We start from the raw sequence: 25,738 nt of genomic DNA on the forward strand, positions 1-25,738 counted from the left end.
ATTTTTTCAGAAGAAGCAAAGTTTTTTTTCATAATCACACTCATTCTCAGTTTGGTGAAAGGCCAAAATGAGGCATTGGGCTCCGATATCCGGTGGGGATTCTGGGCCCATAAGCGGATTAACAGAATGGCGACTTTCCGCCTGCCGCCTGAAATGCAGGTATTTTATAAAAAGCATATTGAATACCTTACTGAAAATGCGACTAATCCGGACAAACGAAGGTACGCTGTCGTGGGTGAAGCGGAGCGGCATTTCATCGACCTGGATGTTTACGGTGACAGTGCGCTGCTGATCCTTCCCAAATTCTGGCCAGCCGCTGTTGCGCGTTTTGGAGAAGATAGCCTCCGGAAACATGGGATCGTGCCCTGGCAAATACAGCAATCCGCTTATCAATTGACGGAAGCTTTCAAAACCAAAAATCCGGGGAGGATATTGAAAGTCTCGGCGGACCTGGGCCACTATGTCGCCGACGCACACGTGCCTTTACATACCACCAGAAATTATAATGGGCAACTGAGCGGGCAGGAGGGAATTCATGGATTCTGGGAATCGCGACTGCCAGAGCTATTTGCCGGGAATTACGATTTATGGATCGGTCCGGCGGAGTATTGTGATAATATAGCAATCGAAGCCTGGAAAATTGTCCGTGACTCGCATCTTGCGTGCGACTCTGTATTTCTGTTTGAGAAACAACTCACATTGCGGTTCAAGAAGGACGAGAAGTACAGTTATGAATTGCGAAATAATGTACTGACCAGAAGTTATTCAAGAGAATTTTCGGAAAAGTATCATCAAATGCTGGCAAAGCAGGTGGAGCGACGGATGAAAGCTTCGGTAAAAATGGTTGGGGACATTTGGTATACCTGCTGGGTCAATGCTGGGCAGCCTGATCTGCGGGAAATATCAGGATTTGCTCCCGGAATAAAAGAAGCGCAGGAGCAGGCGGAAGAACAAAAAAGCTGGCTTCAAAAGCTGTTCAATGTGCGCACTGAATCTGACTAGGTGAATTACTGATCTTGCCGGGCGAGTAATATCCTGGCTGTCACGAGCAATTGCCCTACATGCCGCTGTGTGTGTTCGGCTGCGTGAAATAGCAAGCCCAGTTGTGTAGAAGGTACCATTGCACGGCCAACATATCTCACTTCGGTCAAGGTAGCTTCTGGGGTAGATTGCAATTGTTTAAGCGAGGCGGCCACTTGTTTCTCGAACGTGAAAAGCAGGCTTTCGTAGGTCTCGTCGCCGAGCGTAGCACTTCCTTCGTTTTTTAAATAAGCTAGCTGATTTTCATTCAAGGATTCTGATCGTGCGTAGGTAAACAGCCTGTCGAGCACGCCGGAAAGGTGTTGGAGGTGAAAACCGACCGAAGCCAGACCCGAAGGTTTTTCCCAGAGCAGGTCGGCAGGAAAAAAATCAGAGAATACAGCCAGCTCTTCAACTGCCTGCTTCAATGCGTGTGCTACCGGTTGCAGCAGAGGCGGAATGTGCGGAATCGGCCCTCGCAGCCAGACTTCTGGTTTCTGATTCTCTTTCATGGTGGCAAAATAACAAAAAAAGGGACCCGATTGAGTCCCCTTTTTGAATGATTTGACAGGCGATTATTTCGCAATATCAATTTGAACAGGTTTTCCTTTGATGGTATTACCGTCCATGGCACGAAGCACTGCGCGAGCGTCACGTTCAGGAACGTCCACAAAAGTGAACTTGTCGTATATGTCGATTGCACCGATCGTCTTGCCAGGAATATTGGCTTCGCCAGCGATGGCACCAACAATATCCTTCGGCATGATATGGTCTTTGCGACCAAGGCTTAAAAATAAACGGGTCATACCAGCTTCAACTGATGCGGGTTTGCGGTTCTCATCGCGAACACCTTCGGGACGGCGAAAATCACCTTTTGGTGCGTAGCGATCAGCTCCCCGACGTTCTCCTTCTCTGCGATCGTTACCTCTTTCGAAGCGACCTCCGCTGGAAGGACGTCTTTCAAATCTGTCACCGCCAGAACGTCCGGCGTCACCGCGTCTTTCTTCCCAGGCCAGGTTTGAATCTCCGTATTCATTTTTCTGAACACCCATGATCTGTTTCGCCATGGCGCCTACAACCTGCTCAGTCGAGTAACCTGCGTGCTGCAACATTTCGAGAACATCTCCGAAAAGCTCCTGATCGTCACCTTCCTGGATAGATACAGAAATACTTTCAACAAAACGTGCCTTGCGAACACCAACGATATCTTCGTAAGAAGGAATAACTCCTTTTTCGATTTTTACCTTGGTGTAACCTTCGATTGTTTTCAGACGATATTTTTCGTCACGGGCAACCAGTGAAAATGCTTTTCCTGACATTCCCGCACGGCCGGTACGACCGATCCGGTGAACGTAATATTCTTCGTCCAAAGGAATGTCATAATTGATCACACCGTCAAGTCCGCTCACGTCAATACCGCGGGCAGCTACGTCTGTCGCAACCAGGATAGTAGTAACACCAGCCTTGAATTTGCTCATTACGTTACTCCTTTGTTGCTGACGCAAATCGCCGTGAATACCCTCGGAAGCGTAGCCTCTCAATTGAAGATCTTCAACGATTTCGTCTACCTTTCTTTTGGTATTACAAAAAACAAGCAGTGATTTCAAGTGGTGCATATCGATCAGGCGGGTCATTACTTCCACTTTCGCCTGAGGTTTAACTTCGAAGTAAACCTGCTCGATATTTACGTTAGTAAGCTCGTTACGAACTACTTTAATCAATATCGGATCGTTCAAAAAACGCTTTGTGATCGACATGATTGGCTTCGACATAGTTGCCGAGAAAAGGATAGTCTGGCGATCTTCCGGCATATCTGCAAGAATGCTTTCAATATCTTCACGGAATCCCATATCAAGCATTTCGTCCGCTTCATCCAAAACCATCATCCGAACTTCGTCGAATTTCAAGGTTTTGCGTTCCATGTGGTCCATTACACGACCTGGCGTTCCTACAACAATATGTACGCCTTTTTTCAGGGAACGCATTTGTCTGTCGATCGAATCTCCGCCATAAATAGCTTCGATTTTGATGCCTCTCTGGAATTTAGCCAGGCGGCCGATTTCTTCTGATACCTGCACCGCCAATTCACGTGTTGGGCAAAGTACCAATGCCTGTACTGCATTACTGGTAATATCGATTCTTTCAAGTACCGGGATACCAAATGCGGCAGTTTTTCCGGTTCCTGTTTGCGCCTGACCAATTACGTCAGATCCCTGCATTACTGCCGGAATGCCTTGTGCTTGTATCGGCGAGGGTTTTGTAAAACCCATTTCTGTAAGGGCTTTAAGGATATTCTCAGAGAGACCAAGCTCCGAAAATGATTCAATTGTTTCAGTTGTCATTATCTGTCTATTAGTATTATTCTATTTGGAAAAATCAGCTCAGCAGCATTTGCCAACTCTGGTTTTGTCGAAACAAAAATATACCGGTCTAGCTCAGTAATATGAAATGTTTTGACAACAAACCTCTGTCGAAATGACGAGAGCTTAAAAACGAAAATTTTAAAAAAGGGATTGCGCAAAGCCCACCACAATCATCCGTGGGGCTCTGCATGTGAACGGCTGTCTTACCGGACGAATTGATGCAGGCTGCTATCTTTTAATGAATGCCTGACCGTATGAAGCAGAGAAGCGAACGGATGTTCGTAAATTTTATGCAAAAGTAAGAAGATAATCGGAAACTGCAAGCTATGCAGTAAATTAATTGTAATATTTTTAGAAAGCAAAAGCCTGACAAGAGTAACTCCTGCCAGGCATATATAGTTAGGTTTGTTGTATTCAGAATAATTCTTTCACCTCGGTATAAGGCAGGTTCCATGCATCGGAAACACCTTTGAATACCACTTTACCATTTACTACATTCAATCCTTTGCGCAACTCTTCATTGGCCGCGCAGGCAGTTTTCCAGCCCAGATTCGCCAGCTGCAATGCATAAGGTAAAGTTGCATTTGTCAAAGCCAGGGTGGAAGTGTAGGGAACCGCTCCGGGCATATTCGCAACGCAATAATGTACGACACCATCCACTTCGTAGATCGGATGTTCGTGCGTGGTCGCTTTGGAAGTTTCAAAGCAGCCGCCCTGGTCAATCGCCACGTCTACCATTACAGTACCCGGCTTCATGAGTTTCAGCATATCCCTGGTAATCAGGTAAGGAGCTTTCGCGCCGGGGATCAGTACGCCGCCGATGATCAGGTTTGCGCTTTTGATGAGCTCACGGATATTGTATTCGTTGGACATAACGGTATCCACATTGGCTGGCATAATATCTTCCAGGTAACGCAGCCGCGGCAGACTGATATCAGCGATCGTTACATTTGCCCCGAGTCCCGCGGCCATTTTTGCGGATTGTGTACCTACAATACCACCGCCAAGTACCAATACATTCGCAGGTTTTACGCCTGCAACGCCACCGAGCAGAATACCAAATCCGCCCATCGGTTTTTCCAGATATTTGGCGCCTTCCTGTACCGCCATTCTACCTGCTACCTCACTCATCGGAACAAGCAGCGGCAGACTTCTGTCTGTTTTTTCAACGGTTTCGTAAGCCAGACAAACTGCCTTTCTTTCAATCATCGCGTGTGTAAGTGGCTCCGAAGATGCAAAATGGAAGTAGGTGAATAGCAGTTGATCTTCTTTAATCAGCGCATATTCACTTTCAATCGGCTCCTTTACTTTTATGATCATTTCCGCGATCGCATACACTTCTTCAATGGCAGGCAGGATACTTGCGCCCGCTTCCTGATATTGCTCGTCGCTGAAACCGCTTCCTTTTCCCGCATCTGCTTGTACATATACAAGGTGACCTTGCTTGCGGAACTCAGTCACACCTGCCGGCGTAAGCGCCACTCGGTTTTCATTATTCTTGATCTCTTTCGGGACACCGATTATCATATAGGATAGTGTTAATGCTTGTGGTATTTGGAAGCGAAGAATCCAAAAGTAGGTTGTTGCGGAAAATCATACCAGATATAGTTTATAAGACAGAAAAGAAAACTATTTTTGGTTGGTTTTGTAAGAAAAAATACTGGAAAACCACTTTTTAACCTGGCGCTAATCAGAAAAAAATACTGAATGCAACTAGACCCGACCGACCGCAAAATCCTGACACTATTGCAGGACGACGCGCAACTGACCATCAAAGAGATCGCAAGTAAGATCAATCTCTCTGTAACCCCGGTTCACGAGCGGATCAAAAAGCTTGAAAAAGAGGGTTTTATCGACAAATATGTCAGCCTTTTAAACCGCAGGAAACTGGGGAAAAGCCTGGTGGTATATTGCAATGTAACCCTTGATAAGCAGCGGAAAGAGAGTTTTGAGGACTTCAACCAGGCTATCGTGAATATGAGTGAGGTGCTTGAATGCTCGGTCGTTTCGGGCAACTTCGATTATATGCTGAAAGTGATCGTGGAAGATGGGGAAGCTTACAATCAATTCTACCAACAAAAACTTTCTGCACTCAAAAGCGTGTTACACATCAGTAGTTATTTCGTAATTTCCGAGATAAAGTACACTACGGGAATTGAGGTAGTCTGATCGGGCGGGCCTTTTTTCAATCATCACATCGCGCAAATAGCTGAATGCTAATCGCCAAAAGCGGTATTTAATGAACAAAAATTTTAAGGATGGTCTGAACTTAATGTCCAAAGTAACGCCGAAGCGCGCCTGGAATTCTATTCAGATCTTGAGCAGTTATTTTTATTCCAAAATGACCGGAAACCCGGTGCACTGGGGAATGCCGATCGCCATTTCTTTCGAACCTACCACTTCTTGTAATTTACGCTGTCCCGAATGCCCGAGCGGACTTCGTTCATTTACGAGACCTACCGGGATGATGGAGGAGAAGCTATATAAAAAGACCATCGACGAGCTCGCAGATACGCTATTATATCTGATTTTCTACTTCCAGGGAGAACCTTACCTGCATCCCAAGTTTTTTGAGCTGGTCCAATATGCGCACGACAAAGGCATTTACACGGCTACTTCCACAAATGCGCATTATTTAAATGATGAGAAAGCGAAGAAGACAGTAGAGTCGGGGCTGGACAGGCTGATCATTTCTATCGACGGGACTACGCAGGATGTGTACCAGCAATATCGGGTTGGCGGGAATCTGGAAAAGGTGCTGGAAGGAACGCGCAATATTATTAAGTGGAAAAAGGAGCTCAAATCGAGCACGCCGCACGTTATTTTTCAGTTTTTGGTAGTGAAGCCAAATGAACATCAGATCGAGGATGTGAAGAAGCTGGCCGAGGAAATGGGTGTTGATGAGATCGGTTTCAAAACCGCGCAAATATATGACTATGAGGAAGGTTCAAATCTGATCCCGACGATTGACAAGTATTCGAGATATAAGCAGGAAGCCGGCGGCGGCTATTCTATTAAAAACAAATTTGTAGATCACTGCTGGAAAATGTGGCATTCCTGCGTGATAACCTGGGACGGCGCGGTGGTACCTTGCTGTTTTGACAAAGACGCTGAATATAAACTTGGTGACATGAAGCGGCAGACATTTACAGAACTTTGGAGAGGCAAGAAATATGTAGACTTCCGTGCGTCGCTGATCCGGTCGCGATCGGAAATAGAAATGTGCAAGAATTGTACGGAAGGAACGCAGGTTTGGGCGTGAAACATCCGTCTAATTCCGGGTGTTTGTAATTTTAATTAAATAATAATGTAAGCTAAATCGCTGATTAGCAATATAATATTTGTTTTACTCAAATCTCCGTGGAACATTTTTTGGTGAATTGCCCTGAATAGCTGAAATTTGAAATTGGTAACACAAATGAATACATGGGCAAAGTTATTGCAATTGCGAATCAAAAGGGAGGAGTAGGGAAGACGACCACCGCTATTAATTTGGCTGCCAGCCTGGCTGCGCTTGAATTCCGGACTTTAATCATTGACGCCGATCCTCAGGCAAACTCCACTTCCGGGCTGGGTTTTAACCCGCAGGAAATGGAAAACAGCATTTACGAGTGCATGGTAGAGCAGGCGAAAGCTTCGGAAATTATCTTCGAAACAGACTTCCCAAACCTGCATTTACTTCCTTCACACATTGATCTCGTCGGTGCTGAGATCGAGATGATTAACCTGAAAAACAGGGAAAACAGAATGAAGGACGCCATTTCGGAAGTGCGCGACAACTACGATTTTATTATCATCGATTGTTCACCCTCATTGGGCCTGATCACGATCAATAGCCTTACAGCAGCAGACTCGGTTATCATTCCGGTTCAATGCGAATATTTTGCATTGGAAGGTCTCGGCAAACTTCTCAATACCATTACAATCATTCAATCCAGGCTCAATACCGACCTGATTATCGAAGGGATCCTGCTGACCATGTACGACCTTCGGCTGCGGCTTTCTAATCAGGTTGTGACTGAGGTTACTAACCATTTTGAGTCACTTGTCTTCAATACGATCATTCCCCGCAACGTCCGCATCAGTGAGGCGCCAAGTTATGGTATCCCGGTTATGGCGCAGGATTCAGACAGTAAGGGGGCGGTTAGCTATTTGAATCTTGCAAGAGAAATTCTAAGTAAAAACGGGTTGCTCTCTTCGGATAAGCAAATGGGCGTAAACTGATTATGATCAAATAGTTAAGACATGGAGAATAGCAGTAAGACAAAAAAAATGACCGGGCTTGGCAGAGGATTGGGAGCACTTCTGCAGGACTCAGAGAAGGTAAATAATTCAAGATCAGCCTCCCGAATGCCGGCAACGGACGTGGTGGGTTCGATGAACGATATCAGTCTTGATCAGATAGAGGCTAATCCATACCAGCCGAGGACGAAATTCGACCAGGAAGCATTGCAGGAATTGGCCGATTCAATCCGGGTACAAGGCATTATTCAACCGATTACTGTTCGTCAGATGTCGGAAGATTCTTACCAGCTTATTTCTGGTGAGCGCAGGTTGCAGGCTTCCAAATCAATCGGCTTGACTACCATTCCCGCTTACGTAAGAACAGCGAATGACCAGCAAATGCTGGAAATGGCGCTGATCGAAAATATCCAGCGTGAAAACCTCAACTCAATAGAGATCGCGCTCAGTTACCAGCGACTCATACTCGAATGCAGCCTCAAACAGGAAGAGTTGGGGATCAGAGTAGGTAAGAACCGTACAACTGTCAATAACTATATCCGTTTGCTGAAATTACCGCCGGTAATTCAGGCTGCGTTGCGGGACAATAAGATCAGTATGGGACACGCGAGAGCTATTATTACGATTAATAGCGATCAGAGCCAGCTGAAAATTTTTAATAAAATCATTGAAGAAGGCTGGTCTGTGCGGAAGGTAGAGGACGAGGTAAGAAAGCTTGGAATGATGAGCACGAGCTCGCTTACCGACAAGAAACCAGTGACAATTAATCAGGAAATAAAGTCGTTACAGTTTCAATTATCTTCCTTTTTCGGAGCAAAGGTTTCCGTAAAAAGTAGTGAGGCGCATAAAGGTGAAATTAAGATCCCTTTTGCCTCGCAGGAGGAATTAAAGAAGATTTTGGAAACATTGAAATTTAAATAAGACTTGAAAAACTGGCTCTGGCTGGGGGTAATTCTGCTATTTTCGCAGCATATTTCGGCTCAAACTACGAATAACAAAGACAGCATTCAGGTGATGGAAGTACCTGTTGTGGTGAATGACAGTACCGTTCTGCTGCCGGGTGATTCGTTAAAAAATGTTAAAGGTAAGTTTATGCCCGTACCAAGAACTGCCACCAGAATGGCATTGATACCGGGAATGGGGCAGATTTACAACAGAGATTACTGGAAAGCGCCTATCGTCTACATTGCATTTGGAGGAGGACTTTATGCCTATTATCTGAACTCCCTTAAATACCGCGATTACCTGTCGGCTTACAAACAGTTTTATATTCTGGAAGAGGATAGCCCAAAGTATGGACAGCCGAGACCTGAGTTAGTTGATTCCTCGGTGACTGTGAGGGTCAGAAATTTATTGAATACCAAAAGCGAATACTTGCCCGCGAGCAGGGACCAGGCAGTCAGAGGAAAGAATTACTGGCGCCGAAACCGCGGATTTGCACTTATCGTGACCGGGTTGATCTACACGCTTTCTATTATTGAGGCCAATGTAGCAGCGCATTTGAAAACTTTTGACCTGTCCGACGATCTCACATTGCGGGTTGAACCTAAATTACACCAACCGGCTATGCTTACTCCTACACCAGGAGTGCGGCTGGTTTTTAATTTGAAATAACATTTAGAATCAAATACATTTTTAATGAGAATATTATTACTCGGGTATGGTAAGATGGGCAAAACGATCGAGCGTATCGCCATTGAAAGAGGCCACTCGATCGCAGGAAAAATAGATGTACAGAACCGGCATGAAATGGATGCACTCGCCGCAGCTGATGTAGATGTCGCGATTGAGTTCAGTGCGCCGGAAGCTGCTTATGATAATATAACCTATTGTCTTAAAAGGGGTTGGCCTATCGTAAGTGGTACTACCGGCTGGCTGGAACACAGATCGGAAATTGAAAATCTGTGCATGCAGCAGCAGGGAGCATTCTTTTACGCTTCCAATTATAGCATTGGTGTTAACCTCTTTTTTAGATTGAACCGCCAGCTCGCGCGGCTGATGAAAGGCCAGGCTTACCGCACCTCCATGACCGAGATCCACCATATTCACAAGCTGGATGCGCCAAGTGGGACAGCTATCACATTGGCAGAAGGTATTGCTGCGGAAAACAGCTCGCAAAAAGGCTGGAAGCTGGCGCCCGAGGAGGAAGATGGATTTGTGCAAATAGAAGCAAAAAGACTGGGCGAAGTACCTGGTACCCACATTGTCCGCTATGAATCTGAGGTGGACACGATTGAAATTACCCATACTGCGCATACCCGCGCCGGATTTGCGTTGGGCGCAGTAATATCTGCCGAGTGGCTGCCTGGAAAAACCGGGGTATTCGGGATGGACGATTTACTTGAAGACCTGGATTAGTACGCTATCAATAATTGAAAAATAAGCATGTCTGTAAATAGAGAATTGATTTCAAATACAGTGAATACAAAAAAGAAAAAGTCCGCGATACGGGAATGGTTTGATTCCATATTGTTCGCTGTCGTTGCGGCAACCCTGATCCGGTGGTTGTTTTTCGAAGCGTTTACGATCCCGACTCCGTCTATGGAGAACAGTTTGCTGGTGGGGGACTTCCTTTTCGTAAGCAAGCTGCATTACGGGACGCGTACGCCAAAAACACCTTTACAGGTTCCATTGACCCACCAGACGATATGGGGTACCAATATCCCTTCGTATACCGACGCGATCCAACTGCCTCAATACCGGTTGCCAGGTTTCAGCGATGTGAAGCGTGGGGATGTGGTTGTATTCAATTACCCGCCTGAGTTACAGCATCCTGTCGATTTGAAAACCAATTATATTAAACGTTGCGTGGGACTGCCGGGTGATAATCTGGAAGTGCGGGACTTGCAGGTTTATGCAAATGGAACTGCGATGGAGAATCCGCCACGCATGGAAAATGAATATTTTGTGGCTACTACCACTGCGGTAAATGAAGCTAAGGTGTTCAAAGAGAACGGAATATCAGAATACAATACCTACTCCGAGACTTATGGCGACACCATTCCTGGTAATGACCAAATGGGTTATCTGGTGTTCACGACTGAGGAAATTGCAGCCAAATTGAAGACTTATGATTTTGTAAAAAGTATCACAGTTGTCAAATCTTCGAAAGAGATCAGCGAGCCGATGCTTTACCCTAATTCTCAGCTTTTCAAATGGAACCGCGATAACTACGGCCCGGTAAAAGTGCCGAAGGAAGGAATGACAGTTGCGCTGACGCCAGAAAATGTCGCTTTGTATGGCCCGGTTATTAAAAATTATGAAGAGAACGAAGGTGTGGAACTGGGCGAAAAAACGGTTAGTATTGCCGGTAAAGCGATTACAAGCTATACATTCAAGCAAGATTACTTCTTCATGATGGGCGACAATCGCCACAACTCAGCCGATTCTAGATATTGGGGATTTGTTCCGAAAGATCATATTGTAGGAAAAGCTGTTTTCGTGTGGATGTCGATCGATCCAAATCCTACCAGCTTTTTCAATAAGATCAGGTGGAACCGGCTTTTCAGGGTTATCAATTAAAAAAAGCATTATATAAAAGGAGGGGAGGCAAACAGCCTTCCCTTTTTTGTTTATATATAAAAAAATATAATATATAGATTTGTTGTTTATTAAGGGAAGTGTAACTTGCGATTCAAGTAATCACAACCCCGAAATGTCAGTCCTTGAACTAGCGCCAAAATCAAAACAACAACCCAGGAAAAAGTCTGCTTTTCGTGAATGGTTTGATTCCATATTATTTGCAGTTGTAGCCGCTACCATCATCCGGTGGCTATTTTTCAGCGCATTTGTGATTCCCACTCCTTCGATGGAGAACAGCCTTTTGGTGGGTGATTATCTGTTCGTGAGCCGAATGCATTACGGGACTACCACGCCGATCACGCCGCTGCAAGTTCCGCTCACGCACCAAACCATTTGGGGAACGCAGATTCCTTCATATCTCGACTGGATTCAGTTGCCTCAGTTCCGGCTACCCGGATTTACGAATGTAAAAAATGGTGATGTGGTCGTTTTCAACTTGCCCGTCGAGCACCCGGATTCTTACCAGAAATACAGTAACGTTCTGCCAGACCTGCATCCTCACCCGGCCGACTTGCGATCTAACTACATCAAAAGGTGCGTTGCGATCGCCGGAGATAAGTTGGAAATCAGAGGCGGACAGGTTTTCGTGAATGGAAAGCCAATGCAGAATCCACCCAGACTTCAAAATGAATACTTCGTTTCCACCACTACCCAGGTAAACGAAGAAAATATATTTCACAAAAACGGAATAGCAGATTACGCGCAGTTCACGGAGACTTTCGGCGACAGCATTACCGCTAACGATCAGTTCGGATATATTGTTAAAACCACTTCCGATATTGTAGCGAAGCTGAAAACATACGATTTTGTAAAGCGCATTGATCCGATACTGCTTGATAAAGGTTTGAAAGAACCGTTCTTATTTCCTGGCGCTGAACAGCTGGATTGGAACAAGGATAATTTCGGGCCTATCATAATTCCAAAAGAAGGGACGACTGTACAACTCAATGAGATTAACTCGGCGTTGTACGGAGAGGTCATCAAAAATTACGATGGTAATAGTGATATAGCATTTGAAAATGGCCGACTGACGCAACGGGGCAAGATACTCGAAACTTACACTTTCAAACAGGATTACTACTTTATGATGGGCGATAACCGTCACGATTCAGCGGACTCGCGTTATTGGGGATTCGTACCTAAGGATCACATTGTAGGAAAAGCGGTATTTGTATGGATGTCTATTGACCCTAATCCCACTAGTTTTCTTCGGAAGATCCGGTGGGACAGGATTTTCAGGATCATCGGATAACAAAGCCAGGCTATCAACCTGGCTTTGTCCGATGGTTATTTAATCCTCCTGCGAGAAAATCAATGCAGAATAGGGGGGAATCGTCAAAGAAGCGTAAACAGGCATTTCGTCGAATTCGCCGTCTGCGGTATCCACATCTGTGATGCCGATATGCGAGAAGTCCGGATCATAATCTCCATTGTCGCTATTGAACCTGAGATTCCACTTTCCGCCTCTTGGAAAGCCAAGTTTATAATCTGAGAAAGTTTCGGTTGAAAAGTTTAGGATTACCATCACGCTGTCTTTCGGCCCGCCTTCGCTCCAACGGTGCATTGCAACCACCTTTTTCTCATTATCGGCACGAATGATCTGAACGTTCTGGCCTTGCAAACCTTTTGTTACTCCAAACCAGTTTCTTCTCAGGTGTATCAGATCGCGGTGCAGATTCGCAAAACCTCTGAATTTGTCAAGCCGAGACCAGTCTATCGGGTCGCTGTCTGAAAACCATTTGTCTTCCAATAAAGGCTGTCCCTGAAAAATCATTGGAATGCCAGGCGTGGTCATAACCAGCGCCACACCCAGCGCAGCCCGTTTTTTGGAATACCAGTTATTCACATCTCCGTCTGCAATTTCCTCGGCCACACGGGCCTGACCATTGGAAACTTCATCGTGGGATTCGGTATAAATGATCCGCTGAAAAGAATCCGTATTGTATTTGTACGTGATCGCCTGAACCACCTGCTCCATATCCCTTTCCTGATCATTAGCAGTAATGATTGCATCGCGAATCGTGTGAACAAACTCTGCATCCCACTGAGAACCATAGCCTAATCCGCCGTTTTCTACTGAATTAGTGATGAAATCAAGCGAATGCATATCCTCTGCGATTGTGATACAATTCGGGTACCTTTCCCGGATATCCTTGTTGATCCACTGCATCAGCGATATTCCATCTGCAATATCATTACCCGGATTTCCGTCAGCTTTTACGTTGCGGATATAAGGCACCATATCCATTCGCAAACCGTCCACGCGATATTCTTTGAGCCACATCATCGCATTATCGTGGACATATTGTCTTACTTCGCCGCGACCATAATCCGGCCGGGTGCTGCCCCAGGGCGTTTCTGCTTTCCAATCATTATAAAAGTAAATACCACCGCCGTCGTTTTCAGACCAGCCGTCAAATTGCCACAGATCCAGGTCGGAAGGGCCGAAGTGATTGTATACAACATCCAGAATAATGGCCATTCCAGCCTCGTGAGCAGCCTGGACAAAAGCTTTCAAGCCATCGGGACCGCCGTAATCAGCTTCTATTGAAAACGGGTTCGCCGGGTTATAGCCCCACGAACGGGAGCCTGGAAATTCAGCGCAGGGCATCAGCTCGACTGCATTGAAACCCATTTCTTTCAGATAAGGAATTTTCTCAATTGCAGTATAGAACGTACCAACCTGCCCTTCCTCCTTTACGTGAAAGGTACCCACGTGCAGCTCGTAAATAACGAGCTCGTGCCAGCTTGGAATCTGGAAGTTGAAATCGTGCCACTCAAATGACGCATGATTGTAAACGATGCAATTGCCTGCTGAGTTGGTCATTTTAAGTGCATACGGGTCATTTCTGTGAAATTCACCGAAAGGCGTTTTCAGGAAAAACTTGTATTCATCACCTTCTTTGGAGTTCTCAACCAATGCGGCCCAAAAGCCATTTCCCTCGGATTGAAGCGGATTTGCCTCCACATCCCAATCATTAAAAGTCCCGATTACTGAAACGCTGTCTGCGTGCGGAGCCCATACTCTGTAATGCACGCCCTCGGGGTAACAAACCGCCCCCATTCCTTTAAAAGAAGCCAATGTTTCCGTAGCATCGGTGTCAAGATTTTCCATATATGTACTTGGGAAATTGAAATTGTTTTAAGTAAACCATTGACGTATATTGGCAAAATGCATGCCAAGCTTTTTAGCATGGTCAGCAACGATTTTTACTCAAAAAACACACTACAATTCATGAAAGCATCCCCAGAAACAGAGGAAATTTGTATCCTCACGCTCATTCGCACCCCAGGTGTGGGTTCAGTAACAGTTCGCCAATTGATCAGCTATTGCGGCGGCGCCAGGGAAGTGTTCCAGGCAGATTACAGGAAACTCATCAAAATTCCGGGAGTGGGAGAGAAGGTGGTCAAAGCAATCCTCGCCCGCGAAGGAATGGCCGATGCTGAGACCGAGTTTGCGAATTGCAAAAAGTGGGGTATCGGGCTGCACTTCTTCACTGACATTTCCTATCCGCTGCGGCTGAAACCACTTTACGACGCTCCTATCGCGCTTTATTCCAAAGGAAATATGGATTTTAATGCAGGCAGGTCTGTCGGGATCGTGGGCACTAGGCAAGTAAGTGAATATGGTAAATCTGTGACCGAGCAGATTATACGCGAGCTGGAACCCTTTCAGGTTACGATCGTGAGCGGGCTGGCTTACGGAGTTGATATTACCGCGCACCGCGCCTGCGTGAAAAGCAATATCCCCACGATCGGGGTGATGGCAAGCGGCATTGACGTCATTTACCCGGCAGCACATAAAAAAACGGCCCAGGAAATGGAGGGAAACGGTGGAATTGTAACTGAAAATCCACTTGAAACCAAGCCGGATTTTATGAGGTTCCCAGCCAGGAACAGGATCATTGCAGGATTAAGTGATGTGATCATTGTGGTAGAATCAGGGAAAAAAGGCGGGAGTCTGATTACGGTTGAATTTGCGCAGAACTACCACCGCGATGTATACGCAGTTCCGGGTATGATCGGAAATACGCAGTCGGAAGGCTGCAATGCATTGATCCGCGATCACAAAGCTTCCATATTTACCTCCGTCGAAGATCTGGTGAATGCAATGGGCTGGGGTAGGGAAGAGGCGCCCGAAAAACTGATTCCTTCAAAAAATCTGTCCCTGAGTTTCGATGGTTTTACGCAGGATGAAGGACAGATCCTGGCGATGCTGAAACAGAAAGGAACAACGCAGATTGACGAGTTAGCATGGCATTCGGGTATGCATTTGAACAAATTGGCCACATTATTGTTAAACCTTGAGTTCCAGGGAATGATCAGGTCGTTGCCGGGTAAAAAATATAGTCTTATTTAATGAATGAGTAAAAGCATTGCAGAAATCATAAGTGCCGGAGAAGGGCTTCGCACAGAGTTTAAAAGCAGGATTGACAGCCCCGCAAAAATCGCTAAGACAATTGTATCCTTTGCCAATACATCGGGTGGTTTATTAATTATTGGGGTAAATGATTCAGGGGTGATCAGCGGCGTGACGTCGGAACTGACAGAGCTTCAAAAACTGGAAAAAGCGAATACAGATTTTATAGATCCCAAAATTTTAATTCAAATTAAATCTGAGCAGCTTAATGGCAAAAAGGTTTTGCTAGTGACAGTTGAAGAAAGCAAAGAAAAGCCGCACTATGTGGTAAGCGACAAAGGTGCGCGTACGATTTATGTGCGGGTAAAAGATAAGAGTGTGCCTATTCCCAAGCTATTACTTTATAATTCCGACAATCTTGAAACGGAAAAGCTGCTGGCAAGCAAGCACGTGAAATCGCTGGTAGCTTACCTGAGAATTGAGGATTCGGTCAATGCGAGATTTTATTCGAGAATGATCAATGTATCTGAGAAGCGAGCGGACCGCATGTTGCATGATCTTGCAGCCAGGCAGATTTTGTTAAAAATACCCGGTACCAAACCGGAAGCTTTCAGCCTGAAATGGACTGAGTGAAAACAAAGACGGACCAGCTTTCGCCGGTCCGTTCCCGTTAGTAATATACTGATTAGTTGATTCCAACCAGTTCAAGTTCGAATATAAGATCCTGGCCAGCCAGCGGGTGATTTGCATCCAGTATCACTGAATCTTCTGTCACTTCGCGAACGATAACCTGGATAACCTGGCCACCATCCTGATGCATATTCAGCGTTCCGCCGATTTCCAGTGGAATGTCCGCCGGAATTTGCTTGCGATCGAAATTGATGATCATATCCTCATTTACGGGACCATAAGCTTCCGCATTGGGGATATGGATCGTCTTTTTGTCGCCAACTTCCATTCCGGTCACCCCGTCATCAAATCCTTTGATAACTTGTCCGCTTCCCAATTGGAAGTTAAGCGGATCGCGACCTTCCGACGAATCAAAAAGTTGCCCGTCTGGTAGGGTGCCTTTGTAATGGACCTGTACGTTGTCTCCTGCCTGCGCCTGCTTCATTATTTTATGATCTTATGGTTGGAAAATAAACCAGTTTCCTGGTTGTCTTGAATTTCTGTAAAATTAATATGCCCGCGCAAAAACTACCCTGCCCGTCGAAGGCTTGCCTGAATAAATACACGTACCTGCTTCTTCCTTCTGATCAAGTGGGATACAACGTATGGTAGCCTTGGTTTCTTCCTTGATTTTCTCCTCTGTTTCAGAAGTCCCGTCCCAGTGCGCAAGGATAAATCCACCCTTAGAATCGAGAACCTGATTGAACTCTTCGAATGTATCTACCCGAAATGTATTTTCATCCCGGAATGCGAGCGCCTTGTTGTAAATCGACTCCTGGATGTTGTCAAGAAGCGCTTGTATATGCGTTGCAATACCTTCGAGGCTGACAGTTTCCTTCGTTTTGGTATCCCGGCGGGCTACCTCGATCGTACCGTTTTCCAGGTCGCGGCTGCCAATGGCGAGCCTCACGGGAACGCCTTTCAGTTCGTACTCGGCAAACTTGTATCCCGGCTTGTAAGCATCGTTCGAATCATATTTTACCGAGATACCCAGCTTTTTCAGCGCTTTGGTAATTTCATCTACCTTTTGGGAAATCTGTTGCAACTGTTCATCATTTTTATAAATCGGAACGATCACAACCTGTATCGGGGCGAGCTTTGGAGGGAGTACCAACCCGGCATCGTCGGAATGCGCCATAATCAATGCGCCCATGAGCCTGGTGCTCACTCCCCAGGAAGTACCCCAAACATATTCCAGTTTCCCGTCCTTGTCCTGGAACTTCACGTCAAATGCAGTCGCAAAATTCTGGCCTAAAAAGTGAGAAGTACCTGCCTGCAAAGCTTTTCCGTCCTGCATCAAAGCTTCAATGCAATAGGTGTTTTCGGCACCTGCAAATCTTTCATTCGCAGTTTTAATCCCTTTTACAACGGGCATCGCCATCCATTCTTCGGCAAAAGTGGCGTAAACTTCCAGCATTTGCTCGCTTTCCGCAATCGCCTCCTGCGCGGTTGAATGGGCGGTATGCCCTTCCTGCCACAAAAATTCGGCGGTACGAAGGAATAGCCTTGTCCGCATTTCCCAGCGCACCACATTTGCCCACTGGTTGATAAGCAAAGGCAGGTCGCGGTAGGATTGGATCCAGTTTTTATAAGTACTCCAGATCACCGTTTCAGAAGTGGGCCGTACAATCAGTTCCTCTTCCAGCTTTGCATCCGGATCCACGATCACGCCTTTCCCGTTCGGGTCATTTTTCAGCCGGTAATGGGTAACCACTGCACATTCCTTGGCAAAACCCTCCACGTGGGAAGCTTCTTTGCTTAGGTAGGATTTGGGTATAAAAAGCGGGAAATACGCGTTTGAGTGGCCGGTCTCCTTGAACATATCGTCCAATGCACGCTGCATTTTTTCCCAGATAGAATAGCCGTAAGGTTTAATCACCATACAGCCTCTCACTGCGGAATTCTCAGCTAAATCTGCTCTTTTTACCAGCTCATTATACCATTCGGAGTAGTTCTCACTTCGTGTTGGCAGGGATTTACTCATTATTAGGATTTTTTTGTAATTGAAATGGAGTATATTGTTATAAACAGCTCGTTTTTCGGGGAGTTGCAAAGATAGTTTTTTATGTTAACTTTGGAATTAATGTAATGTAACGGGCGTTTACTTATAGTGTGGAACGGAATTTATAGTTATATTAGCATCAAACATTTAATCCTTTAAAGCCATGATTACAATCAATAAAGCGAAGCACTTGTCTTTGCTAATTTTATTGGGAGCTTGGGGATGTACTTCAAATCAATATGTATCACGTTCGGGCGGCGGTTATGATGACCTTTATGGAGGCGGGCCAGGTTCGGGGGTAGTAACGAGAGACGGAGGTGCAGATCAGGAACTATCCCGGGGAGATAATCCCGATTACAGTTACACCGGCGACGGAGAAAGCGGAACCGCAGATTATTACGATGAGTCTTACATGACATCACGGGGTGTGAAGCGCGCTGTTTCCAGTGACGTAGGTTACAATGCAGGTTTTGTTGACGGTTTCAACAGCGCAACTTCTAATATCAGTCCGTTTTACGGCGGAATCGGGTCTTACTGGCCAGGAAGCATGATGAATGCAGGTTTCCGCATCGGTTATGGAAATGGATTCAGGATGAGCCCTTATATCGGTTTCGGAATGGGATCCATGATGGGCGGCTATTCACCATGGGGATATTCTCCATTCGGTTACGGCAGCATGATGGGTTACGGTGGGATGATGGGTTATGGTAACATGATGGGATACAGTCCTTTCGGTTACGATCCATTTGGTTATAACATGTACGGTTACGGTTACGATGGATTTTACGGAGGTGGTTATGGAGGTGGTTATGGATATTCCCCATGGGCCTACAGCCGTCCGGTTGTCGTAGTTAACAATGTCGAAAGAGGAGTTTCCAGAACGTACGGACCAAGAGTTGTTTCAAATGGAAGAGTACGCAGCGCGGCCAATTCAACTCCATCGAGATCTGGTGCGGTTACAACCAACAGATCTAACGGAAGAAGATCTTCAAATGCGATTTCTGCAAATGAAACTTATTCTTCTCCAAGATCAGGAAGAACGTCTACCAGAGGTGAAGTGAACAATACCGGTGGCAGAATGGCAAACGAATCCTATTCGACCAGAGGAGCAAGCGAAGGCAACAATGTATATTACTCACGTCCACGCCAGGCAGGCGGCAGCACTTATTCGCAGCCTAACTCCGGAAGCGCTGGAAATTATACATCGCCACGTTCATCCAGAAGCGGAAACACTTACAGCCAGCCGTCTTACAACGTTCCTTCAAGAAGTCAGTCTGATTACAGTGCGCCAACCCGGACTTACCAGCAACCTTCGAGAAGTGAATCGTACAACGCGCCTTCAAGAACTTACAGTGCACCTAGTGCGCCAACGAGATCTTACAGCGCACCATCCGGTGGCGGTGGTGGAGGAGGAGCAACACGTTCGTCTTCAAGAGGTCCGAGATAAGTTGTTAAGAATTTAGATCTTTGATATGTTTAAAGCCCTGCAAAACCCGATAAGTTTGCAGGGTTTTTGTTTAAATAATTGTTCAAACCAGCATTGATTTTTGTAGTATTTGATATGAACAGATCGCAAGCAAAAGCTATCTTATTTTTTAGCTTTTTAATACCATCATCAACTTCCTTTGCCCAATATGCCAGCGACGCATTTCGCTATTCTGAGATTAACCAAACTGGTACAGCCCGTTTTCAGGCTGTCGGAGGTAATCACGCAGCCTTAGGCGGCGACGCCAGCACAATCAGCGGCAATCCCGCAGGACTTGGCTTTTTTACCCGCTCAGAAGTATCGATAAGTCCAGGACTTAGTAATTTCAATACCGATACCAAATACATTGATCGCGTTACAGCGGCCGGAAAGAGCTCCGGCAATGTTGCCAATGCATCATTGGTCATTACCAGCCAGCCTGGATTTCAGCGTAAATGGAAAAGGACTTCTCTGGGTATTTCTTTTTCAAGACAGCAATCTTTCCAGAACAAATTCAATTACACGGGTCTGAACAACAGCAGTAATTTTCTGGACAGGGCAATTGAAGATGCGAATGCAGCGGGCTACACGGATGAAGATTACGCTCAGGAATTGGATGACAACCAGGGCACTTACCGCTATCTGGATCATGCCTACTACCAGTTGCAGACTATCTATCCTACCAATTTTGTTTCTACTACCGAAGGGTATGGTTCTCCTTATGCGCGTGACGATGCGAGGAACGCCACCTTGCAGGAGGGTTTTTTCAGTTCAAAAGGCGCGCAAACGCAGTGGACTATTGCTTATGCAGGGAATTACAATGATAAATTGTTCGTAGGCGGTTCGCTTGGTTTTAGCAGGATCAGGTATAACTACACCCACATGCTGCATGATTCGATCATCAATGCATCCTACTTCCATTCCACTACGAATTACCAGGACTTTTCTGCATCTGGTAATGGGGTTAATGCAACGTTTGGTTTGATCTATAAATTCTCCCCAACCATTCAGGTCGGCGCCTCGCTTACTTCGCCGACTTTCACTGCAATGCGGGAAACGTTCAACCAATCTGTCGCCGCAAATTATATCCGTGGGTCTATCACCGATGATAATGGTGTAGATGTCGGACCGAGGGACAGGCGGATTTCTCTGGTACCCAATGATTTCGAATACTCGATTGTAAGTCCGTTCAGAGGTTCTGCTGGTGCTACTTACTTCTTTAATAGCAGCGGTTTTATCACCGGAACGCTGGAATTTGTAGGTTATTCAGGAATGCGCCTTCGCACAAACTTCCTGACCGATCAGGAAAATGATGATTTTAGAACAAATAACAATGCGGAGGTAAAAGATGTATATCGCAATGTTGTGAATGCAAGGCTGGGTGGGGAATACCGGTTTGGGATATTAAGAGGTCGCCTTGGAATCGCCTATTTTGCAGACCCGTATTACGAGCGCATTGACGGGATCAAACGCGATAGGATGCTATATTCTGCGGGATTGGGCGCGCGGTTCAATCGGATCTTTGTAGAATTGGCAGGTACCTATTCCATGTACAAAGCGACTTACACGCCCTATACACTCGAAAATCCTGACAAGCAATTTTACACTGCCAACATTTCAACCAAACCACTTAATCTAGTTTTAACGCTGGGATACAATTTCTGATCACAGCAGCGGTTTCAGTTCCTGCAATAAGTGACTTGTGTCAATATCACCTTTCAAAGTAATGAGCGCCTGCGAATAAAACGGCAGGCGCTCATTTATTTTTTGCTCCAATGTATCTGTCAGCGAAGTAGTTCCTGACAGGATCGGGCGATCGTCTTTTCCGTGGTTTTCAATGCGGCGAGCCAGATCTTTCGCAGGCACGTCTAAAAATATGCTGATACCCATTTGATTGATCACCCTCATATTATCGAAAAAACAGGGCGTACCCCCGCCAGATGCAAGTACCATATTCCGGCGTCCGGACACTTCTTTCAGTATCCTGCTTTCCACTTCCCTGAAATACGGTTCGCCCTTCGTTGCAAAAACGGTCGGGATATCCATATTCTGGTCCTGCTCAATCAGCTTATCAAGATCTACAAACCGATAATTCAGGATCCGGGCGAGCTTTTTTCCAAGCGTCGTTTTACCCGACGACATCATCCCCACAAGGATTATATTTTTCATTTCAAAAAAAGTGGCTATTTAACAAGGTTAAGAACCTCCTCCGCTTCCGGCGTATCATTATAGTGCCATTTCCCTTTGACCGTACCATCTTTCAGCAGCCACAAGCCCGGATTTGAGCGCAGGATCGTTTTCAATACAGTTGCATCTACATAATAAAAAGGCGCAGTGAGCTGGTGAGAAGCCACGAATTGAACTATTTCGTCGCTATTGCCTGAGGTCAATATAATCGGCTCGACCCCTTTTCCGCGCACTGCATTGAGCAACTTATTGATATCTGGCAAAGCAGCTGTATTGATATCAGTAAGGTTTTTAATGATCAGGAAAAGCTTTGTGCCTTTAAAAGTTTCTTCTGTAAAATCGCCTGCATCGTTCCAAACTTTATAGTCTGTGATTTTCGGCTTGGCATCCTCATTGATCACATTCATTTCCTTGAATACCAGCGTCGTGTCACTCGGATATTGCTCATATTCAAACGTCTTCCCGTCTTTTTCGAAAGTGTATAGGTATCGCAGCGGCTCCGAAGGTTTCAGTTGGGCGGGAATATTGGCTCCCACACGATAAGGCAGCAGATCCAGAATAGGCAAATGGCGCAGCGAATATACTGCCACACCCAGCGACGCGAGAGTGGACACTGCCACGATAATACCTGTCGGCAGCGGCCGGAATTTCTTTCGGTAATAAACGATGATCAGAATAAGCGCAAGCAGAAATATGTCTTTCCCAAACGAAGTCCAGGGAGTAAGTTTAATAGCCGCCCCGAAACAACCGCAGTCGGTTACCTTGTTAAAATAGGCAGAATAGAAGGTGAGAAATGTAAAGAATACGATGATCAGCAGCAGCAGCCAGGACACAGTTCTGGGTTTGTAGCCCACCAGCAGTGCAATACCCAGCACCACTTCAGCCGTGCAGAGAAATACCGAAAAGTAGAGCGCCAGCGGGATAAGTCCCATGAAAAAATCATGGAACATAGGCAGGTCAGTCGCGAAAACTTCGAAATATTCTTCCAGCTTATACTGCGTCCCGATCGGATCATTCAGCTTGATAAGTCCCGAAAAAATGAATAGCAGCCCGACAATGACGCGGGAAATCTGAGCGATGATTTTCATTTAAAATAGCTGAATTTAATGCATGCAGTCTAGTTGGTTTGCAGCGCATTGGATTTAATCAGACAAAAAACGGAGTAGTTGATAATATCCTGGTAGCCGGCTTTCACACCTTCCGACACGATCGTTAATCCGTTGTTATCTTCTATTTGTTTGATTCTCAATAGTTTCATTAAAATAATATCCGTCATTGAGCTGATACGCATATCGCGCCAGGCTTCGCCGTAATCGTGATTTTTGTTGAATAGCAGCTCAGCCACTTCCTTCACTTGTTTGTTGTAAAGTTCTGTAAGCGCGCCTTCCGGTAATTGTTCACTACCCTGGCTGTCGATCTGGATCAGCGCCATCACGCAATAATTGATGATCCCGATGAATTCGGAAGAAACGTTTTCATCAACTTTTTGCACGCCTTTTTCCTGAATGGTACGGATTCGCTGAGCCTTTATAAAGATCTGGTCCGTGATGGAAGGAATTCGCAGGATGCGCCAGGAGGTTCCGTAATCCTTGTTTTTTTTTGTGAAAAGATCTTGGCAATACTGAATGATTTCCTGATATTCCGATTCTGTGGATTTCACTGTTTTGAGTTAGTATTTAAACAAATCTATGTTGCAAGTTAGCAAAAAATCGCTCAACATCCGGGGCAAAATCGTCGATCTGACAACGCCACTGGTGATGGGTATCCTGAATGTAACCCAAGATTCGTTTTTCAGAGAAAGCCGAGTAACATCCGAAAACGATATCATCGGGCGGGCAGAAACGATGCTGGAAGAAGGCGCGGCGATCATTGATATTGGAGGATATTCTACCCGGCCGGGCGCAAAAGTGATTGATATTGAGGAAGAATCGGCGAGTGTACTGGCGGCTCTTCAAATACTGACCAAACAATTTCCAGGCATTATCATTTCAGTAGACACCTTTCGCTCTGAGGTCGCAAAGCGTGCTGTTGAATACGGTGCATCGATAATAAATGATGTTTCCGGCGGTACAATTGACGAGAGTATGTTTGCCACGGTAGCCGAAGCCCGGGTTCCGTACATATTAATGCACATGCGGGGTGAGCCGCAAACAATGAGCAAGCTCACAAGCTACGACAACCTGGTTATCGATATTTTGCAAAATTTACAGAGCAAAATCGCTGCATTGCGGATTTATGGTTTGGCTGATATTATTGTAGATCCAGGTTTTGGATTTGCTAAAAACAGCGCTCAAAATTTCGAACTGATCCGGAGGCTTTCTGAGTTTCAGATTTTGGGCTGCACGGTGCTGGCTGGTCTTTCAAGGAAATCGACGATTTCTAAAACACTTGGAATCACTGCCGATGAAGCTCTGAATGGTACTACCGTATTGAATACGCTCGCATTGCAGCAGGGAGCGTCTATGTTGCGGGTACATGACGTAAAAGCAGCGGTGGAAGCTGTAAAACTGTGGTCTGCGGTCGGTGACTCTTAGAATTTAATAGTAATTTAGGCGCGAATATTATCATTTTCCTATGCGTGTGGGTTTTTTAAACATTAACTGGACCGATGTCCTGGATGTTTTTCTGGTTGCCATTTTATTGTACCAAGTTTATACACTCGTCAGGGGTAGCATCGCGAGCCGTGTATTTCTGGGTTATTTGTTCGTATACGTTTTTTACCTGGTTGTTAAAGGGCTGGGACTGGGACTATTAACTGCGATCCTTGAATACTTTATGGGTGTTGGTGCGGTTGCATTGATCGTCATTTTCCAGCAGGAGATACGCAGGTTTCTGTTGATCATCGGTAAGTCAACTATTTATACCAATAACGGTTTTCTAAAAAAAATCATCGGTACATCCGTACTCGATCTGAAAGCTAAGAACCTTAAAGAGATCGTAGATGCAAGCAAAACGATCGCTGCGAATTTTACGGGGGCATTAATTGTGGTCAATAAGCGCGACGACCTTAGTAAATATGTAGAAACGGGCGAACTGCTCGACTCACGCGTATCAAAACCGTTGCTGGTATCCCTATTCAATCAATATAGTGAACTGCATGACGGTGCAGTAATTATCGTCGACGGTGTATTGAAAGCAGCAAGATGCGTGCTGCCCGTAGCCGACGGTGTGGATGTTCCGTCGTCGCTTGGCTTCCGTCACCGGGCCGGAATGGGAATGAGCGAGGCGACCGACGCAATCGTGATCGTGATCTCGGAACAAACGGGCAAGATATCCCTGGCAGTCGAAGGAGAGCTTCACGGGAACATTCCTTATAACGAATTGGAAAGCCGGATCGAAGAGTATTTATCGTCTGACTTACAGCGCATGAGGAAATAGGGCAGGAGAAAGGTCAAATATATTTGTTGTTAAATTTGGCAAATTGTGCTCAGTTGTCTATTTTTGCACACCGAAATTAGAAATTGAAAAATAATAATACGAAATGGCAAATCATAAATCTGCATTAAAGAGAATTCGCGCGAATGAAACGAAACGTTTGCGTAACCGTTACCAGCACAAAACTACACGCTCATATATCAAGAAATTACGCGAAACGACTGATAAGGCAGTGGCAGTAGATGTTTACAAAACAGTATCTTCTATGCTTGATCGTTTGGCTAAGAAAAATATTATTCATAAGAAAAAAGCTTCTAACCAAAAATCGAAATTGGCCAAATTGGTTAATTCACTTGCGGTTGCAGCATAATTTTTTCTACTGAGGAAACTACCCTGATAGGTCTACTATCAGGGTTTTCTTTTATATTGCGATTTAAAAAAAGAAACCTTGGATAGTCAAAAGCTAACCAAGG

The 25,738-nt window shown here is 45.5% G+C and carries 25 protein-coding genes; 16 read left to right on the plus strand and 9 right to left on the minus strand.

Annotated features, from left to right (window positions below; genetic code table 11):
- Positions 1–54: 54 nt before the first annotated feature.
- A complete protein-coding gene (locus KOD92_RS06820) occupies positions 55–1,002 on the plus strand; it encodes a zinc dependent phospholipase C family protein (protein ID WP_229254573.1) in 948 nt (315 codons plus the stop codon).
- A 5-nt stretch (positions 1,003–1,007) separates the two neighbouring features.
- On the opposite strand, the gene KOD92_RS06825 is transcribed toward KOD92_RS06820, so the two are convergent.
- The 3 genes from KOD92_RS06825 to ald form a co-directional block, all read right to left on the minus strand.
- Complete coding sequence (locus KOD92_RS06825; RefSeq protein ID WP_215232806.1) at positions 1,008–1,532, minus strand: DinB family protein; 525 nt, start codon at positions 1,530–1,532, stop codon at positions 1,008–1,010.
- Positions 1,533–1,595: 63 nt separating this feature from the next.
- A complete protein-coding gene (locus KOD92_RS06830; protein WP_215232807.1) occupies positions 1,596–3,362 on the minus strand; it encodes a DEAD/DEAH box helicase in 1,767 nt (588 codons plus the stop codon).
- 435 nt (positions 3,363–3,797) lie between these two features.
- On the minus strand, positions 3,798–4,910 hold the full coding sequence (ald, locus tag KOD92_RS06835; RefSeq protein ID WP_215232808.1) for an alanine dehydrogenase: 1,113 nt from the start codon (positions 4,908–4,910) through the stop codon (positions 3,798–3,800).
- A 180-nt stretch (positions 4,911–5,090) separates the two neighbouring features.
- Between ald and KOD92_RS06840 the strand changes: the two genes are divergently transcribed.
- From KOD92_RS06840 to lepB (KOD92_RS06875), 8 genes are all read left to right on the plus strand, one after another.
- Positions 5,091–5,552 carry an Lrp/AsnC family transcriptional regulator gene (locus tag KOD92_RS06840; RefSeq protein ID WP_215232809.1) on the plus strand — a complete coding sequence of 154 codons (462 nt, stop codon included), beginning with the start codon at positions 5,091–5,093 and terminating at the stop codon, positions 5,550–5,552.
- A gap of 70 nt (positions 5,553–5,622) precedes the next feature.
- Positions 5,623–6,645: an SPASM domain-containing protein gene (locus KOD92_RS06845; RefSeq protein ID WP_215232810.1), complete on the plus strand. Its 1,023-nt coding sequence runs from the start codon at positions 5,623–5,625 to the stop codon at positions 6,643–6,645.
- 164 nt (positions 6,646–6,809) lie between these two features.
- Positions 6,810–7,607 carry a ParA family protein gene (locus tag KOD92_RS06850; protein ID WP_215232811.1) on the plus strand — a complete coding sequence of 266 codons (798 nt, stop codon included), beginning with the start codon at positions 6,810–6,812 and terminating at the stop codon, positions 7,605–7,607.
- 21 nt (positions 7,608–7,628) lie between these two features.
- On the plus strand, positions 7,629–8,546 hold the full coding sequence (locus KOD92_RS06855; protein ID WP_215232812.1) for a ParB/RepB/Spo0J family partition protein: 918 nt from the start codon (positions 7,629–7,631) through the stop codon (positions 8,544–8,546).
- A gap of 3 nt (positions 8,547–8,549) precedes the next feature.
- Positions 8,550–9,239: a DUF5683 domain-containing protein gene (locus KOD92_RS06860; protein ID WP_215232813.1), complete on the plus strand. Its 690-nt coding sequence runs from the start codon at positions 8,550–8,552 to the stop codon at positions 9,237–9,239.
- A gap of 24 nt (positions 9,240–9,263) precedes the next feature.
- Positions 9,264–9,983 carry a 4-hydroxy-tetrahydrodipicolinate reductase gene (dapB, locus tag KOD92_RS06865; RefSeq protein WP_215232814.1) on the plus strand — a complete coding sequence of 240 codons (720 nt, stop codon included), beginning with the start codon at positions 9,264–9,266 and terminating at the stop codon, positions 9,981–9,983.
- Between the two features lie 27 nt (positions 9,984–10,010).
- Positions 10,011–11,147: a signal peptidase I gene (lepB, locus tag KOD92_RS06870; RefSeq protein WP_215232815.1), complete on the plus strand. Its 1,137-nt coding sequence runs from the start codon at positions 10,011–10,013 to the stop codon at positions 11,145–11,147.
- Positions 11,148–11,280: 133 nt separating this feature from the next.
- Positions 11,281–12,459 (plus strand): signal peptidase I, encoded by a 1,179-nt coding sequence (lepB, locus tag KOD92_RS06875; RefSeq protein WP_215232816.1) that lies wholly within the window; start codon positions 11,281–11,283, stop codon positions 12,457–12,459.
- A 39-nt stretch (positions 12,460–12,498) separates the two neighbouring features.
- On the opposite strand, the gene KOD92_RS06880 is transcribed toward lepB (KOD92_RS06875), so the two are convergent.
- Positions 12,499–14,322 (minus strand): alpha-amylase family glycosyl hydrolase, encoded by a 1,824-nt coding sequence (locus KOD92_RS06880; protein WP_215232817.1) that lies wholly within the window; start codon positions 14,320–14,322, stop codon positions 12,499–12,501.
- Between the two features lie 120 nt (positions 14,323–14,442).
- Between KOD92_RS06880 and dprA the strand changes: the two genes are divergently transcribed.
- Complete coding sequence (gene dprA, locus KOD92_RS06885; protein ID WP_215232818.1) at positions 14,443–15,567, plus strand: DNA-processing protein DprA; 1,125 nt, start codon at positions 14,443–14,445, stop codon at positions 15,565–15,567.
- 3 nt (positions 15,568–15,570) lie between these two features.
- On the plus strand, positions 15,571–16,200 hold the full coding sequence (locus KOD92_RS06890) for an AlbA family DNA-binding domain-containing protein (RefSeq protein ID WP_215232819.1): 630 nt from the start codon (positions 15,571–15,573) through the stop codon (positions 16,198–16,200).
- Positions 16,201–16,252: 52 nt separating this feature from the next.
- Here KOD92_RS06890 and KOD92_RS06895 read toward each other — a convergent pair whose 3' ends face one another.
- Both KOD92_RS06895 and proS read right to left on the minus strand, forming a co-directional pair.
- Positions 16,253–16,681, minus strand: coding sequence for an FKBP-type peptidyl-prolyl cis-trans isomerase (locus KOD92_RS06895; RefSeq protein WP_215232820.1), 429 nt, complete (start codon positions 16,679–16,681; stop codon positions 16,253–16,255).
- 63 nt (positions 16,682–16,744) lie between these two features.
- Entirely contained in the window at positions 16,745–18,220 is a 1,476-nt protein-coding gene (proS, locus tag KOD92_RS06900) for a proline--tRNA ligase (RefSeq protein WP_215232821.1), read from the minus strand.
- A 181-nt stretch (positions 18,221–18,401) separates the two neighbouring features.
- Between proS and KOD92_RS06905 the strand changes: the two genes are divergently transcribed.
- Positions 18,402–19,685 carry a hypothetical protein gene (locus KOD92_RS06905; RefSeq protein ID WP_215232822.1) on the plus strand — a complete coding sequence of 428 codons (1,284 nt, stop codon included), beginning with the start codon at positions 18,402–18,404 and terminating at the stop codon, positions 19,683–19,685.
- 114 nt (positions 19,686–19,799) lie between these two features.
- Positions 19,800–21,368 carry an OmpP1/FadL family transporter gene (locus KOD92_RS06910; protein WP_215232823.1) on the plus strand — a complete coding sequence of 523 codons (1,569 nt, stop codon included), beginning with the start codon at positions 19,800–19,802 and terminating at the stop codon, positions 21,366–21,368.
- Here the strand turns inward: KOD92_RS06910 and KOD92_RS06915 are convergent, their stop codons facing one another.
- Genes KOD92_RS06915 through KOD92_RS06925 form a run of 3 tightly spaced genes read right to left on the minus strand, consistent with a single transcriptional unit; the run spans position 21,369 to position 23,550 of the window.
- On the minus strand, positions 21,369–21,872 hold the full coding sequence (locus tag KOD92_RS06915; RefSeq protein WP_215232824.1) for a shikimate kinase: 504 nt from the start codon (positions 21,870–21,872) through the stop codon (positions 21,369–21,371). It lies immediately after the preceding gene.
- Between the two features lie 14 nt (positions 21,873–21,886).
- Entirely contained in the window at positions 21,887–22,978 is a 1,092-nt protein-coding gene (locus KOD92_RS06920) for a BT_3928 family protein (RefSeq protein WP_215232825.1), read from the minus strand.
- 29 nt (positions 22,979–23,007) lie between these two features.
- Positions 23,008–23,550, minus strand: a complete 543-nt coding sequence (locus tag KOD92_RS06925) for a DUF1599 domain-containing protein (protein WP_215232826.1) — start codon at positions 23,548–23,550, stop codon at positions 23,008–23,010.
- Between the two features lie 28 nt (positions 23,551–23,578).
- Here KOD92_RS06925 and folP point away from each other — a divergent pair, with 28 nt between their 5' ends.
- From folP to rpsT, 3 genes are all read left to right on the plus strand, one after another.
- The gene (gene folP, locus KOD92_RS06930; protein ID WP_215232827.1) at positions 23,579–24,424 is read left to right on the plus strand and encodes a dihydropteroate synthase; all 846 of its coding nucleotides are present in this window, start codon (positions 23,579–23,581) and stop codon (positions 24,422–24,424) included.
- Positions 24,425–24,464: 40 nt separating this feature from the next.
- Positions 24,465–25,268: a diadenylate cyclase CdaA gene (gene cdaA / locus KOD92_RS06935; protein ID WP_215232828.1), complete on the plus strand. Its 804-nt coding sequence runs from the start codon at positions 24,465–24,467 to the stop codon at positions 25,266–25,268.
- Positions 25,269–25,371: 103 nt separating this feature from the next.
- Positions 25,372–25,635: a 30S ribosomal protein S20 gene (rpsT, locus tag KOD92_RS06940; protein WP_215232829.1), complete on the plus strand. Its 264-nt coding sequence runs from the start codon at positions 25,372–25,374 to the stop codon at positions 25,633–25,635.
- Positions 25,636–25,738: the final 103 nt, after the last annotated feature.

The organism is Dyadobacter linearis (assembly GCF_907165045.1).
In the GTDB taxonomy this organism is placed as follows: Bacteria; Bacteroidota; Bacteroidia; order Cytophagales; family Spirosomataceae; genus Dyadobacter; species Dyadobacter linearis.

What these genes read in the sequence shown, in the direction of transcription:
- KOD92_RS06825 (WP_215232806.1), bottom strand. Translation starts at nt 1,532, where the DNA reads ATGAAAGAGAATCAGAAACCAGAAGTCTGGCTGCGAGGGCCGATTCCG.
- KOD92_RS06830 (WP_215232807.1), bottom strand. Translation starts at nt 3,362, where the DNA reads ATGACAACTGAAACAATTGAATCATTTTCGGAGCTTGGTCTCTCTGAG.
- ald (WP_215232808.1), bottom strand. Translation starts at nt 4,910, where the DNA reads ATGATAATCGGTGTCCCGAAAGAGATCAAGAATAATGAAAACCGAGTG.
- KOD92_RS06840 (WP_215232809.1), top strand. Translation starts at nt 5,091, where the DNA reads ATGCAACTAGACCCGACCGACCGCAAAATCCTGACACTATTGCAGGAC.
- KOD92_RS06845 (WP_215232810.1), top strand. Translation starts at nt 5,623, where the DNA reads ATGAACAAAAATTTTAAGGATGGTCTGAACTTAATGTCCAAAGTAACG.
- KOD92_RS06850 (WP_215232811.1), top strand. Translation starts at nt 6,810, where the DNA reads ATGGGCAAAGTTATTGCAATTGCGAATCAAAAGGGAGGAGTAGGGAAG.
- KOD92_RS06855 (WP_215232812.1), top strand. Translation starts at nt 7,629, where the DNA reads ATGGAGAATAGCAGTAAGACAAAAAAAATGACCGGGCTTGGCAGAGGA.
- dapB (WP_215232814.1), top strand. Translation starts at nt 9,264, where the DNA reads ATGAGAATATTATTACTCGGGTATGGTAAGATGGGCAAAACGATCGAG.
- lepB (WP_215232815.1), top strand. Translation starts at nt 10,011, where the DNA reads ATGTCTGTAAATAGAGAATTGATTTCAAATACAGTGAATACAAAAAAG.
- lepB (WP_215232816.1), top strand. Translation starts at nt 11,281, where the DNA reads ATGTCAGTCCTTGAACTAGCGCCAAAATCAAAACAACAACCCAGGAAA.
- KOD92_RS06880 (WP_215232817.1), bottom strand. Translation starts at nt 14,322, where the DNA reads ATGGAAAATCTTGACACCGATGCTACGGAAACATTGGCTTCTTTTAAA.
- dprA (WP_215232818.1), top strand. Translation starts at nt 14,443, where the DNA reads ATGAAAGCATCCCCAGAAACAGAGGAAATTTGTATCCTCACGCTCATT.
- KOD92_RS06890 (WP_215232819.1), top strand. Translation starts at nt 15,571, where the DNA reads ATGAGTAAAAGCATTGCAGAAATCATAAGTGCCGGAGAAGGGCTTCGC.
- KOD92_RS06895 (WP_215232820.1), bottom strand. Translation starts at nt 16,681, where the DNA reads ATGAAGCAGGCGCAGGCAGGAGACAACGTACAGGTCCATTACAAAGGC.
- proS (WP_215232821.1), bottom strand. Translation starts at nt 18,220, where the DNA reads ATGAGTAAATCCCTGCCAACACGAAGTGAGAACTACTCCGAATGGTAT.
- KOD92_RS06905 (WP_215232822.1), top strand. Translation starts at nt 18,402, where the DNA reads ATGATTACAATCAATAAAGCGAAGCACTTGTCTTTGCTAATTTTATTG.
- KOD92_RS06910 (WP_215232823.1), top strand. Translation starts at nt 19,800, where the DNA reads ATGAACAGATCGCAAGCAAAAGCTATCTTATTTTTTAGCTTTTTAATA.
- KOD92_RS06915 (WP_215232824.1), bottom strand. Translation starts at nt 21,872, where the DNA reads ATGAAAAATATAATCCTTGTGGGGATGATGTCGTCGGGTAAAACGACG.
- KOD92_RS06920 (WP_215232825.1), bottom strand. Translation starts at nt 22,978, where the DNA reads ATGAAAATCATCGCTCAGATTTCCCGCGTCATTGTCGGGCTGCTATTC.
- folP (WP_215232827.1), top strand. Translation starts at nt 23,579, where the DNA reads ATGTTGCAAGTTAGCAAAAAATCGCTCAACATCCGGGGCAAAATCGTC.
- cdaA (WP_215232828.1), top strand. Translation starts at nt 24,465, where the DNA reads ATGCGTGTGGGTTTTTTAAACATTAACTGGACCGATGTCCTGGATGTT.
- rpsT (WP_215232829.1), top strand. Translation starts at nt 25,372, where the DNA reads ATGGCAAATCATAAATCTGCATTAAAGAGAATTCGCGCGAATGAAACG.